Here is a 12,675-nt window from a genome sequence, read left to right on the forward strand (position 1 = left end):
TTGTGATCGCCCTCTCCCTCGCCGAGATCGCAGCAGTCGTCGGCGGGCAGACGCACGACATACCGGATCCCTCCGTGCAGGTCACGGGACCGGTCGTCCGGGACTCCCGCGAGGTGGTGCCCGGCAGCCTGTTCGCCGCCTTCGTCGGCGAGCGCGTGGACGGCCACGACTACGCGCCGCGGGTCGTCGAGGCCGGCGCCGTGGCCGTGCTGGCCTCCCGGCCGGTCGGTGTACCCGCGATCGTCGTCGAAGACGTCCAGACGGCCCTCGGCGCCCTCGCCCGGCACGTCGTACGCCGGCTCGGCGCGACCCTCGTCGCCCTGACCGGATCGGCCGGCAAGACCAGCACCAAGGACCTGATCGCCCAGGTGCTCCGGCGCAAGGCGCCGACCGTCTTCACACCCGGCTCGCTCAACAACGAGATCGGGCTGCCGCTGACCGCCCTGACCGCCACCGAGGAGACGAGGTTCCTCGTGCTGGAGATGGGCGCCCGCGGCATCGGCCACATCCGCTACCTCGCCGACCTCACCCCGCCGAAGATCGGTCTCGTCCTCAACGTCGGCACCGCCCACATCGGCGAGTTCGGCGGCCGCGAGCAGATCGCGCAGGCCAAGGGCGAACTGGTGGAGGCCCTTCCGGAGGACGGCGCGGCGATCCTCAACGCCGACGACCCGCTGGTGCGGGCCATGGCCGCCCGTACCAAGGCGAAGGTGGTCCTTTTCGGAGAGTCGGCCGAAGCGGACGTACGCGCCGAGAACGTGCGACTCACGGACAGCGGACAGCCCGCCTTCAGGCTTCACACACCCTCCGGTGCAAGCGATGTGACGATGCGCCTGTACGGTGAGCACCACGTGTCGAACGCGCTCGCCGCGGCCGCCGTCGCCCATGAGCTGGGCATGTCCGTAGCTGAGATCGCCACCGCGCTCTCCGAGGCGGGCTCCCTCTCCCGCTGGCGCATGGAGGTCACCGAGCGCCCGGACGGCGTGACCATCGTCAACGACGCCTACAACGCCAACCCCGAGTCCATGCGGGCCGCCCTCAGGGCGCTCGCGGCCATGGGCAAGGGGCGCCGCACGTGGGCGGTGCTCGGCAAGATGGCCGAGCTGGGGGACGAGGCGCTCGCCGAGCACGACGCCGTCGGACGGCTCGCCGTCCGGCTCAACGTCAGCAAGCTCGTCGCCGTCGGGGGGATTGAGGCCTCCTGGCTGCAACTGGGCGCATATAACGAGGGTTCGTGGGGTGAGGAGTCGGTGCACGTGTCCGACGCACAGGCGGCGATCGACCTGTTGCGCAGCGAGTTGCGCCCGGGGGACGTCGTACTCGTGAAGGCGTCCCGTTCGGTGGGGCTGGAGAGCGTTGCCCAGGCGCTCGTCGAGGCCGGTGCCGAGGGTGGGGTCGATGCCCGATGATGAAGCAGATCCTGTTCTCGGGCGTCATCGGCCTCTTCCTGACGCTCGTCGGAACCCCGCTGCTGATCAAGCTTCTCGCCCGCAAGGGCTACGGTCAGTACATCCGTGACGACGGCCCGCGCGAGCACGCCAGCAAGCGCGGTACGCCCACCATGGGCGGTATCGCCTTCATCCTGGCGACGATCGCCGCGTACTTCCTGAGCAAGCTCATCACCGGCTTCCCCCCGACCTACTCCGGACTGCTGGTCCTCGGCCTGATGGCCGGCATGGGCCTGGTCGGCTTCCTCGACGACTACATCAAGATCGTCAAGCGGCGGTCGCTGGGCCTGCGGGCCAAGGCGAAGATGGCCGGCCAGCTGATCGTCGGCATCGCCTTCGCCGTGCTGTCGCTGATGTTCTCCGACGCGCGCGGCAACACCCCGGCGTCCACGAAGCTGTCGTTCATCACCGACTTCGGCTGGTCGATCGGCCCGGTGCTGTTCGTCCTCTGGGCGCTGTTCATGATCCTCGCGATGTCGAACGGCGTGAACCTGACCGACGGTCTGGACGGCCTCGCCACCGGCGCCTCGGTCCTCGTCTTCGGCGCCTACACGTTCATCGGCGTCTGGCAGTTCCAGGAGTCCTGCGCCAACGCGCAGACCCTCACCAACCCGGGCGCCTGTTACGAGGTGCGCGACCCGCTCGACCTCGCCGTGATCGCCTCCGCGCTGATGGGTGCCTGCCTGGGCTTCCTGTGGTGGAACACCTCGCCGGCGAAGATCTTCATGGGTGACACCGGTTCGCTCGCCCTCGGCGGCGTCCTCACGGGTCTGGCCATCCTCTCCCGCACGGAGCTGCTGGTGGCCATCATGGGCGGCCTGTTCGTCCTCATCACCATGTCGGTGGTCATCCAGGTGGGCTCGTTCCGGCTCACCGGCAGGCGCGTCTTCCGGATGGCACCACTCCAGCACCACTTCGAACTCAAGGGCTGGTCCGAGGTCCTGGTGGTGGTCCGATTCTGGATCATCCAGGGCATCTGTGTGATCGTCGGACTGGGCCTCTTCTACGCGGGATGGGCAGCGGACAAGTGACCTCCTCGGGGCCAGCGGAATTCCAGGGCAAGCGCGTCACCGTCGCCGGGCTCGGCGTCTCCGGCGTCCCGGCGGCCAGGGTGCTGCACGCGCGCGGGGCGATCGTCACGGTCGTCAACGACGGCGACGACGCACGCGCGCGTGAGCAGGCCGCGGAGCTCCAGGCGCTCGGCGTCACCGTGCGCCTCGGCGACGGCGCGACTTTGCCGGAGGGCACCGAGCTGATCGTCACCGCGCCCGGCTGGAAGCCCGACAAGCCGCTGTTCCTGGCCGCGGAGAAGGCCGGCGTGCCGGTCTGGGGCGACGTCGAGCTGGCCTGGCGCCTGCGGGGGCCCGACGCGGCCCCCTGGCTGGCCGTGACGGGCACCAACGGCAAGACCACGACCGTCCAGATGCTGGCCTCGATCCTGAAGGCGGCGGGCCTGCGCACGGCCGCCGTCGGCAACATCGGCGTCTCCCTGCTGGACGCGGTCCTCGGCGAGGAGCGGTACGACGTGCTCGCCGTGGAGCTGTCCAGCTACCAGCTCCACTGGGCGCCCTCCCTGCGCGCCCACTCCGCGGCGGTGCTGAACCTCGCCCCGGACCATCTCGACTGGCACGGCTCCATGGAGGCCTACGCCGCCGACAAGGGCCGTATCTACGAAGGCAACCGGGTCGCCTGCGTCTACAACGTGGCCGACAAGCTCACCGAGGAGCTGGTGCGCCAGGCCGACGTCGAGGAGGGCTGCCGCGCCGTCGGGTTCACCCTCGGCACGCCCGCGCCCTCCCAAGTCGGCGTCGTGGAGGGCATCCTGGTCGACCGCGCCTTCGTGGCGGACCGGCACAAGAACGCGCAGGAGCTGGCCGAGGTCGCCGACGTCAACCCGCCGGCCCCGCACAACATCGCCAACGCCCTTGCCGCGGCGGCCCTCGCGCGCGCCTTCGGGGTGCCCGCCACGGCCGTACGCGACGGGCTCAGGGCCTTCCGTCCCGACGCGCACCGCATCGCGCACGTCGCCGACATCGACGGCGTCGCGTACATCGACGACTCCAAGGCGACCAACACCCACGCCGCGGAAGCGTCGTTGGCGGCATATGAACCGATCGTATGGATTGCGGGCGGTCTGGCGAAGGGGGCGGCCTTCGACGAGCTGGTCGCCAAGTCGGCAAAGCGACTTCGCGGTGCCGTCCTGATCGGCGCCGACCGGGCACTGATCCGCGAGGCCCTCGCGCGACACGCCCCGGAAGTACCCGTGGTCGACCTCGACCGGACCGACACTGGGGCGATGCTCCAGGCGGTGACGGAAGCGAAGCGGCTGGCTCAGCCCGGCGACACGGTGCTGCTGGCCCCGGCCTGTGCCTCCATGGACATGTTCACCAACTACAACCAGCGCGGTGACGCCTTCGCGGCGGCGGTCCGCGAACTCGGAGCCTGACCCCGGCCGCCTGCCGGGCGGATCTTGGGAGGGACGCGTGGGACGGTCGACGTTCAGTGGAGGCGCCGATGCCCGGTAGCCGTACCGGCCGGCCGCCCGTACAGCGGGCGTCCCGCCGTCCCACCGTCCCCCGCACGCCGCGCGAGAACCCCGTCCAGCGGTTCTGCACGCGCGCGCGCAGGGCCTGGGACCGGCCGCTGACCGCCTACTACCTGATCGTCGGCGGCAGCGTGCTGATCACCGTGCTGGGTCTGGTGATGGTCTACTCGGCCTCCCAGATCACCGCGCTGCAGCTGTCGCTGCCCGGGTCGTACTTCTTCCGCAAGCAGTTCCTCGCCGCGCTCATCGGCGGCGCACTGCTGTTCGTCGCCTCCCGCATGCCGGTGAAGCTGCACCGGGCGCTGGCCTACCCGATCCTCGCCGGCGCCGTCTTCCTGATGGTCCTGGTACAGGTGCCCGGGATAGGGATGGCGGTCAACGGCAACCAGAACTGGATCTCCCTCGGCGGCTCCTTCCAGATCCAGCCCAGCGAGTTCGGCAAGCTCGCCCTGGTGCTGTGGGGCGCGGACCTGATCGCCCGCAAGCACGAGAGGAAGCTGCTGACCCAGTGGAAGCACATGCTGGTGCCGCTGGTGCCGGTCACCTTCCTGCTGCTCGGGCTGATCATGCTCGGCGGCGACATGGGAACCGCGATCATTCTCACAGCGATCCTCTTCGGCCTGCTGTGGCTCGCGGGGGCGCCGACCCGGCTGTTCGCCGGCGTGCTGTCGGTCGCCGGGCTGATCGGTGTGATCCTCATCAAGACCAGCCCCAACCGGATGGCCCGTCTCGCCTGCATCGGCGCCACCGAGCCCAAGTCCGGAGTCGCCGACTGCTGGCAGGCCGTGCACGGAATCTACGCCCTGGCCTCCGGCGGACTGTTCGGATCCGGTCTCGGCGCGAGTGTGGAAAAATGGGGCCAACTCCCCGAAGCCCACACCGACTTCATCTTCGCCGTCACCGGTGAGGAACTGGGTCTGGCGGGGACGCTGTCGGTGCTCGCCCTGTTCGCGGCTCTAGGCTATGCGGGTATCCGCGTGGCCGGACGCACGGAGGACCCCTTCGTGAGGTATGCCGCGGGAGGCGTGACCACCTGGATCACCGCCCAGGCGGTGATCAACATCGGTGCGGTGCTCGGCCTGCTGCCGATCGCCGGCGTCCCGCTCCCGCTGTTCTCCTACGGAGGGTCCGCCCTGCTGCCGACCATGTTCGCCATCGGGCTGCTGATCGCCTTCGCGCGCGACGAGCCCGCTGCGCGGGCGGCGCTTGCGATGCGGCAACCTCGCTTTGGTAGAAAGCGGGCGGGAGGCTCCGGTGCCGAGCGGGGGCCTCGGAGATGGAACACGATGCGACGGCGCGCCTCGGCGGCGCGTTCGTCCGGAGAGCGGTGAATTTCGGTGCATGTCGTACTCGCCGGCGGGGGAACCGCGGGCCACATCGAGCCCGCGCTCGCCCTCGCGGACGCCCTGCGCAGGCAGGACCCCACCGTGGGGATCACGGCCCTGGGCACGGAACGCGGCCTGGAGACCCGGCTCGTCCCGGAGCGCGGCTACGAGCTGGCCCTGATCCCGGCGGTGCCACTGCCGCGCAAGCCCACCCCCGAGCTGATCACCGTCCCGGGCCGGCTGCGCGGCACCATCAAGGCCGCCGAGCAGATCCTGGAGCGCACCAAGGCCGACTGCGTGGTCGGCTTCGGCGGTTACGTCGCCCTGCCCGGCTACCTGGCCGCCAAGCGCCTCGGCGTGCCCATCGTCATCCACGAGGCCAACGCCCGCCCCGGCCTGGCCAACAAGATCGGTTCGCGGTACGCGGCCCGGGTGGCCGTCTCCACCCCGGACAGCAAGCTGCGTGACGCCCGCTACATCGGCATCCCGCTGCGCCGCTCCATCGCCACCCTGGACCGGGCGGCCATGCGCCCCGAGGCCCGTGCCGCCTTCGGGCTCGACCCCAATCTGCCCACGCTGCTGGTCACCGGCGGCTCGCAGGGAGCCCGCCGCCTCAACGAGGTGATCCAGCAGGTCGCCCCCTGGCTGCAGCAGGCCGGCATCCAGATCCTGCACGCGGTCGGCCCGAAGAACGAACTGCCGCAAGTTCACCAGATGCCGGGAATGCCCCCCTACATCCCGGTAAGTTACCTGGACCGGATGGACCTCGCGTACGCCGCGGCCGACATGATGCTCTGCCGCGCGGGCGCGATGACCGTCGCCGAACTCTCCGCCGTCGGGCTCCCGGCCGCCTATGTCCCGCTGCCCATCGGCAACGGCGAACAGCGGCTGAACGCCCAGCCGGTGGTCAAGGCCGGTGGCGGGCTCCTCGTCGACGACGCGGAACTGACGCCCGAGTGGGTGCAGCAGAACGTCCTGCCCGTGCTCGCCGACCCGCACCGGCTGTACGAGATGTCCCGCGCGGCCGGCGAGTTCGGGCGCCGGGACGCCGACGAACTGCTCGTCGGCATGGTGTACGAGGCGATCGCCTCGCGCCGATAGGACCGTATGACGAAAGGGCAGTGAGCGTGGCCGGACCGACGACCGCCGAGCGCGGTGAACGCCAGCAGGAGTCGTCCGGCCCGCCGCCCGTCCGCGGGCTCGGCAGATCGCGCCTTCGTGTGATCATCATCCTGGCTCTGGCGGCCGTGCTTCTCGGTGCCGGTGGCACCTGGGTGTTGTACGGCTCCAGATGGCTGCGCGTCGAGCACGTCTCGGTGTCGGGCACGCTCGTGCTCACCCCCGCGCAGGTGCGCGAGGCGGCGGCCGCGCCCGTCGGGGCACAGATGATTTCCGTCGACACGGATGCCATTGAAGCGCGACTTCGCCGAAAATTGCCCCGAATTGACACCGTTGACGTGGTCCGTTCCTGGCCCCATGGCATCGGCCTGAAAGTGACCGAGCGCACCCCGGTTCTGCTGGTCCGAAAGGGCGGGAACTTCGTGGAAGTCGACGACGAAGGTGTCCGTTTCGCCACGGTTTCGCAGGCGCCGAAAGGCGTTCCGGCGCTGGAATTGTCCGTCTCCCGCACGGGTTCCGGTGCGGCCGGTTTCCGGCGCTTCGGCGCCGAACGGCTGGTGCGCGAGGCCGTCCGGGTCGCCGGCGCCCTGCCCGCCGCCGTCGCGCGCGACACCCGGACCGTCCAAGTCCACTCCTACGACGACATCTCGCTGGAGTTGGGCGGCGGCCGCACGGTCGGGTGGGGCAGTGGTGAGAACGGCCGCGCCAAGGCACGGACCCTCACAGCTCTCATGAAAGCAGCTCCCGGCGCGCGGCACTTCGATGTCAGTGTTCCCACCGCCCCTGCGTCATCAGGGAGTTGACGCACATCAGCGCAGGCCAGCACCCTGGTTGGGCACTGCTATGGCTGATCACATAGGGTGAAAAGAAAAACGGGAGGTTCGGCGTGTTCGTTGAACGGGCGCCACTTGTCGACTTAGTGTCCTGTTCAGAAGACTCCAGGGAACAGACACACTGGTAACCCTAAACTTCAAGGTTAGGGTTCGGGTCGGCGCTACGGACCGTCCCATTCGGCATCTGTCGTCCCGGCGCGGGGCACCGCGCGGCGGCGACAACGTAATTCGAGGCGAGAGGCCTTCGACGTGGCAGCACCGCAGAACTACCTCGCAGTCATCAAGGTCATCGGTGTCGGCGGCGGTGGTGTCAATGCCATCAACCGGATGATCGAGGTCGGTCTCAAGGGCGTCGAGTTCATCGCCATCAACACCGACGCGCAGGCGCTGTTGATGAGCGACGCCGACGTCAAGCTCGACGTCGGCCGCGAACTCACCCGCGGACTCGGCGCCGGAGCCAACCCGGCCGTCGGCCGCAAGGCCGCCGAGGACCACCGCGAAGAGATCGAGGAGGTCCTCAAGGGGGCCGACATGGTCTTCGTGACGGCCGGTGAAGGTGGCGGCACCGGCACCGGCGGCGCCCCCGTCGTGGCCAACATCGCGCGCAATCTCGGCGCCCTCACGATCGGCGTGGTCACGCGTCCGTTCACCTTCGAGGGCCGGCGCCGCGCGAACCAGGCCGAGGACGGCATCGCCGAACTCCGCGAAGAGGTCGACACCCTCATCGTCATCCCCAACGACCGCCTGCTGTCCATCTCGGACCGCCAGGTCTCGGTCCTCGACGCCTTCAAGTCGGCGGACCAGGTCCTGCTCTCCGGTGTCCAGGGCATCACCGACCTCATCACCACCCCCGGCCTGATCAACCTCGACTTCGCCGACGTCAAGTCGGTCATGTCGGAAGCCGGTTCGGCCCTGATGGGCATCGGCTCGGCACGCGGCGACGACCGCGCGGTGGCCGCGGCCGAGATGGCGATCTCCTCACCGCTGCTGGAGGCGTCCATCGACGGCGCCCGCGGTGTGCTGCTCTCCATCTCCGGCGGCTCCGACCTCGGCCTGTTCGAGATCAACGAAGCGGCCCAGCTGGTCAGCGAGGCCGCCCACCCCGAGGCCAACATCATCTTCGGTGCCGTCATCGACGACGCCCTCGGTGACGAGGTCCGGGTCACGGTGATCGCGGCCGGGTTCGACGGCGGCCAGCCGCCGGCCCGCCGGGACACCGTCCTCGGCTCCACGTCCGCCTCGGCCCCGAGCCGCCGTGAGGAGGCCGCCCCGGCGCGGCCGGCCGAGCCCAGCCGTCCGTCCTTCGGCTCGCTGGGCAGCGTGAAGCCGAAGGAGGAGCCGGAGCCGGCGCCCGAGCCGGTGGCCGAGATCCCGGTCACCCCGCCGATCACGCCGGCCCCCCGCACCTACTCGGACAGCGCGGCCGAGGAACTGGACGTCCCGGACTTCCTCAAGTGATAGGACAGCGCGAGAGCGTGAGCGGCGCGCACTTCGCCTTCACCGACCGGTGGGGCGGGGTGAGCGCCGCTCCGTATGAGGAGCTCAACCTCGGCGGAGCGGTCGGCGACGCGCCCGAGGCGGTACGGGGCAACCGGGAGCTGGCGGCGAAGTCGCTGGGCCTGGACGCCGGCCGGGTCGTCTGGATGAACCAGGTGCACGGCGCCGACGTGGCCGTGGTCGACGAGCCGTGGGGCATGCGGGTCCCCCCGCTCGAGCGCAGCCGAGAGTGGGGGAGTCCCGTACCGGAGGCCGACGCGATCGTCACCGCCCGCCGTGGACTCGCCCTCGCCGTCCTCACCGCCGACTGCGTGCCGGTCCTGCTGGCCGACCCCGTCGCCGGGGTCGCCGCCGCCGCCCACGCGGGCCGGCCCGGCATGGTCAAGGGGATCGTCCCCGCTGCCGTACGGGCCATGGTCGAACTCGGCGCCGAACCCGAGCGGATCGTCGCCCGCACCGGGCCGGCCGTGTGCGGCCGGTGCTACGAGGTGCCGGAGCACCTGCGCGCCGAGGTGGCCGCCGTCGAGCCGGCGGCGCACGCCGACACGAGCTGGGGCACGCCGGCGGTCGACGTGGGCGCCGGCGTGCACGCGCAGCTCGACCGGCTCGGGGTGTGCGACCGGGCGAAGTCGCCGGTGTGCACGCTGGAGTCGCAGGACCACTTCTCGTACCGCCGCGACCGCACCACCGGGCGGCTCGCGAGCTACGTCTGGCTGGACTGATGGGACATGACGGACCGTAGAACCGAACTCGCCGCGAATCTGGCGAAGGTGGAGGAGCGCATCACCGCCGCGTGCGTGGCGGCCGGGCGCAAGCGGGAGGAGGTGACCCTGATCGTGGTCACCAAGACCTACCCGGCGAGCGATGTGCGGATCCTGTCGGAACTCGGTGTGCGTCTTGTCGCCGAGAACCGCGACCAGGACGCGGCGCCGAAGGCGGCCGCCTGTGCGGATCTGCCGCTGAAATGGCACTTTGTCGGTCAGTTGCAGACCAACAAGGTCCGTTCCGTGGTCGGTTACGCCGCTGTCGTGCAGTCCGTCGACCGCTCCCGGCTTGTCACGGCTCTGTCGAAGGAAGCCGTGCGGGTGGAGCGTGAGGTGGGCTGTCTGATCCAGGTCGCGCTCGACGCGGGTGCGAGCGGCAGGGGGGAGCGCGGTGGCGTGGCCCCGGCCGGAATCGAAGAGTTGGCCGCTCTCGTCGCCGAGGCGCCCGGGCTGCGGCTCGACGGTCTGATGACGGTCGCTCCGCTCACCGGGGAGTACGCGGGACGCGAACAGGCGGCGTTCGAGCGGCTCGTGGATTTGTCGACTGACCTGCGCCGAGCTCATCCGGCTGCAACCATGGTGTCGGCAGGGATGAGCGCGGACCTCGAACAGGCCGTGGCGGCCGGGGCGACACATGTGCGCGTCGGCACTGCGGTACTCGGAGTCCGCCCCGGGCTCGGGTAACGTCGCCAGGAAGTCGGACCACAGCAGAAAATATGGTCAATGCCCATGAAAACGGGCACAACGACCACGTGGATCGCGGGCACTTGGCAGTAGTCAGTCGATCCACCACAGAGCGGAGGACTCAGAGCATGGCCGGCGCGATGCGCAAGATGGCGGTCTATCTCGGCCTCGTGGAGGACGATGGGTACGACGGCCGCGGATTCGACCCCGACGACGACTTCGAGCCCGAATTGGATCCGGAGCCCGAGCGGGACCACCGACGGCACGAGTCGTCACATCAGTCGCATGGCGCACACCAGTCCCAAAGGGACGAAGAGGTGCGAATCGTGCAACCGCCCGCGCCGCGTGAACCGGTGGCCCGATCGACTTCGCTCGCCGCGGAATCGGGGCGCCCAGCGCGGATCGCGCCCGTGGCATCCATCACACAAGAACGTCAGTCCCTGGAGAAGAACGCACCGGTGATCATGCCCAAGGTCGTGTCGGAACGAGAGCCGTACCGGATCACCACCCTTCACCCGCGGACCTACAACGAGGCCCGTACCATCGGGGAACACTTCCGTGAGGGCACCCCGGTGATCATGAATCTGACTGAGATGGATGACACAGACGCGAAGCGACTTGTCGACTTTGCGGCCGGTTTGGTGTTTGGTCTTCACGGCAGCATCGAGCGGGTGACGCAGAAGGTGTTCCTGTTGTCTCCTGCTAACGTCGATGTCACGGCGGAGGACAAGGCCCGCATCGCAGAGGGCGGGTTCTTCAACCAGAGCTGAGACGCAGGACCGGATCGAAGTACGGAAGAGCACGGAGCAGGGGAGAGGGAAGCGCAGACCATGAGCGTGTTCGCACTGGTGGTCCACACCGCGCTGCTGGTGTTCCTCGTCGTGCTCATCTTCCGGCTGGTCATGGACTACGTCTTCCAGTTCGCCCGCTCGTGGCAACCCGGCAAGGCGATGGTGGTCGTACTGGAGGCCACCTACACTGTCACCGATCCACCGCTGAAGCTTCTGCGGCGGTTCATCCCGCCGCTGCGTCTCGGGGGCGTGGCGCTCGACCTGTCCTTCTTCGTACTGATGATCATCGTCTACATTCTCATCTCGCTCACGAGCCTCGCGAGATGAATGTGGACGATACGGTCTTGCCGACTGCCGATGACTACGTTGAGGTGAAGAGATGCCGTTGACCCCCGAGGACGTGCGGAACAAGCAGTTCACGACCGTCCGCCTCCGAGAAGGCTATGACGAGGACGAGGTCGATGCCTTCCTCGACGAGGTCGAAGCCGAACTGACCCGTCTGCTCCGCGAGAACGAGGACCTGCGCGCCAAGCTGGCCGCGGCCACGCGCGCGGCTGCGCAGAACCAGCAGAACATGCGCAAGCCTCCGGAGCAGGACCAGCAGCATCCCCAGCAGCAGGGGATGCGAGGACCCGGCCAGCCGGTGCCCGCCGGCATATCGGGCCCGCCGCAGCAGCAGATGGGCGGCCCCATGGGTGGCCCGCCCCAGCTGCCGAGCGGTGCCCCGCAGCTGCCCGCCGGTCCCGGCGGCCAGGGCGGCCCGCAGGGTCCCGGTCCGATGGGCCAGGGTCCGATGGGTCAGGGTCCGATGGGTCAGGGCCCCATGGGTGGTCAGCCGCCCATGCAGCAGCAGATGGGTGGCCCGATGGGCGGCCCCATGGGCGGTCCGATGGGCGGCCACGGTCAGGGCCCCGGTGGCGACAGCGCCGCCCGTGTCCTCTCGCTGGCCCAGCAGACCGCCGACCAGGCGATCGCCGAGGCCCGTTCCGAGGCCAACAAGATCGTCGGTGAGGCCCGCAGCCGCGCCGAGGGTCTGGAGCGTGACGCCCGTGCCAAGGCCGACGCCCTGGAGCGGGACGCGCAGGAGAAGCACCGCGTCGCCATGGGCTCCCTGGAGTCCGCCCGCGCCACGCTGGAGCGCAAGGTCGAGGACCTGCGCGGCTTCGAGCGCGAGTACCGCACGCGTCTGAAGTCGTACCTCGAGTCCCAGCTGCGTCAGCTGGAGACCCAGGCCGACGACTCCCTGGCCCCGCCGCGCACCCCGGCCACCGCGTCCCTGCCGCCGTCCCCGGCGCCCTCCATGGCCCCGGCCGGCGCGAGCGCCCCGTCCTACGGCGGCAACCAGACGATGGGCGGCAACCCCGGTCAGTCCGCTCCGTCCTACGGCGGCCAGCAGCAGATGACCCCGGCCATGACCCAGCCCATGGCCCCGGTCCGTCCGCAGGGTCCGTCCCCGATGGGTCAGGCCCCCTCGCCGATGCGTGGGTTCCTGATCGACGAGGACGACAACTGACGGGCCGCGGACACTAGTACGACAAGGGCGTCGGCAGCGTTCATCAAGGGCGGGACCCCGGACTTCGGTCCGGGGTCCCGCCCTTTTTACGCGGGTTGACGTGTCGGTGCCGGGCGCGGGGAAGCCCTTCAGGGGTGTGGGGAAGCACCTCAGGGG

12 protein-coding genes are annotated in these 12,675 nt (G+C 69.9%); all 12 read left to right on the forward strand.

Going from position 1 to position 12,675, the window contains the following annotated elements; genetic code table 11:
* Positions 1-2 precede the first annotated feature (2 nt).
* The 12 genes from AC07C1_RS31930 (at position 3) to AC07C1_RS31985 (ending at position 12,519) form a co-directional block, all read left to right on the forward strand.
* Positions 3-1,409: a UDP-N-acetylmuramoyl-tripeptide--D-alanyl-D-alanine ligase gene (locus tag AC07C1_RS31930; protein WP_478944671.1), complete on the forward strand. Its 1,407-nt coding sequence runs from the start codon at positions 3-5 to the stop codon at positions 1,407-1,409.
* A complete protein-coding gene (gene mraY / locus AC07C1_RS31935) occupies positions 1,406-2,479 on the forward strand; it encodes a phospho-N-acetylmuramoyl-pentapeptide-transferase (protein ID WP_478944673.1) in 1,074 nt (357 codons plus the stop codon). The genes AC07C1_RS31930 and mraY overlap by 4 nt, the downstream gene beginning before the upstream one ends.
* Positions 2,461-3,894, forward strand: a complete 1,434-nt coding sequence (gene murD, locus AC07C1_RS31940; protein ID WP_478944675.1) for a UDP-N-acetylmuramoyl-L-alanine--D-glutamate ligase — start codon at positions 2,461-2,463, stop codon at positions 3,892-3,894. Before mraY ends, murD begins: the two co-directional genes overlap by 19 nt.
* Before the next feature lie 68 nt (positions 3,895-3,962).
* On the forward strand, positions 3,963-5,324 hold the full coding sequence (ftsW, locus tag AC07C1_RS31945) for a putative lipid II flippase FtsW (RefSeq protein WP_478944677.1): 1,362 nt from the start codon (positions 3,963-3,965) through the stop codon (positions 5,322-5,324).
* A 6-nt stretch (positions 5,325-5,330) separates the two neighbouring features.
* On the forward strand, positions 5,331-6,419 hold the full coding sequence (gene murG, locus AC07C1_RS31950; protein ID WP_478944679.1) for an undecaprenyldiphospho-muramoylpentapeptide beta-N-acetylglucosaminyltransferase: 1,089 nt from the start codon (positions 5,331-5,333) through the stop codon (positions 6,417-6,419).
* A 26-nt stretch (positions 6,420-6,445) separates the two neighbouring features.
* On the forward strand, positions 6,446-7,240 hold the full coding sequence (locus AC07C1_RS31955) for a cell division protein FtsQ/DivIB (protein ID WP_478944681.1): 795 nt from the start codon (positions 6,446-6,448) through the stop codon (positions 7,238-7,240).
* A 279-nt stretch (positions 7,241-7,519) separates the two neighbouring features.
* Positions 7,520-8,728 carry a cell division protein FtsZ gene (gene ftsZ, locus AC07C1_RS31960; protein WP_478944683.1) on the forward strand — a complete coding sequence of 403 codons (1,209 nt, stop codon included), beginning with the start codon at positions 7,520-7,522 and terminating at the stop codon, positions 8,726-8,728.
* Positions 8,725-9,489 carry a peptidoglycan editing factor PgeF gene (gene pgeF / locus AC07C1_RS31965; RefSeq protein WP_478944685.1) on the forward strand — a complete coding sequence of 255 codons (765 nt, stop codon included), beginning with the start codon at positions 8,725-8,727 and terminating at the stop codon, positions 9,487-9,489. The genes ftsZ and pgeF overlap by 4 nt, the downstream gene beginning before the upstream one ends.
* Positions 9,490-9,495: 6 nt before the next feature.
* Positions 9,496-10,215, forward strand: coding sequence for a YggS family pyridoxal phosphate-dependent enzyme (locus AC07C1_RS31970; protein ID WP_478944687.1), 720 nt, complete (start codon positions 9,496-9,498; stop codon positions 10,213-10,215).
* Between the two features lie 128 nt (positions 10,216-10,343).
* Positions 10,344-10,985: a cell division protein SepF gene (locus AC07C1_RS31975; RefSeq protein WP_066992671.1), complete on the forward strand. Its 642-nt coding sequence runs from the start codon at positions 10,344-10,346 to the stop codon at positions 10,983-10,985.
* A gap of 60 nt (positions 10,986-11,045) precedes the next feature.
* Entirely contained in the window at positions 11,046-11,333 is a 288-nt protein-coding gene (locus AC07C1_RS31980; RefSeq protein ID WP_353600731.1) for a YggT family protein, read from the forward strand.
* A 52-nt stretch (positions 11,334-11,385) separates the two neighbouring features.
* Positions 11,386-12,519: a DivIVA domain-containing protein gene (locus AC07C1_RS31985; protein WP_478944690.1), complete on the forward strand. Its 1,134-nt coding sequence runs from the start codon at positions 11,386-11,388 to the stop codon at positions 12,517-12,519.
* The last annotated feature ends 156 nt before the right edge of the window (positions 12,520-12,675 follow it).

The organism is Streptomyces sp. NPDC045022, assembly GCF_056432605.1.

Excerpts from the sequence above, each read along its gene's own strand:
- AC07C1_RS31970 (WP_478944687.1), top strand. The coding sequence starts at position 9,496 with ATGACGGACCGTAGAACCGAACTCGCCGCGAATCTGGCGAAGGTGGAG.
- ftsW (WP_478944677.1), top strand. The coding sequence starts at position 3,963 with ATGCCCGGTAGCCGTACCGGCCGGCCGCCCGTACAGCGGGCGTCCCGC.
- AC07C1_RS31985 (WP_478944690.1), top strand. The coding sequence starts at position 11,386 with ATGCCGTTGACCCCCGAGGACGTGCGGAACAAGCAGTTCACGACCGTC.
- murD (WP_478944675.1), top strand. The coding sequence starts at position 2,461 with ATGGGCAGCGGACAAGTGACCTCCTCGGGGCCAGCGGAATTCCAGGGC.
- mraY (WP_478944673.1), top strand. The coding sequence starts at position 1,406 with ATGATGAAGCAGATCCTGTTCTCGGGCGTCATCGGCCTCTTCCTGACG.
- AC07C1_RS31975 (WP_066992671.1), top strand. The coding sequence starts at position 10,344 with ATGGCCGGCGCGATGCGCAAGATGGCGGTCTATCTCGGCCTCGTGGAG.
- AC07C1_RS31980 (WP_353600731.1), top strand. The coding sequence starts at position 11,046 with ATGAGCGTGTTCGCACTGGTGGTCCACACCGCGCTGCTGGTGTTCCTC.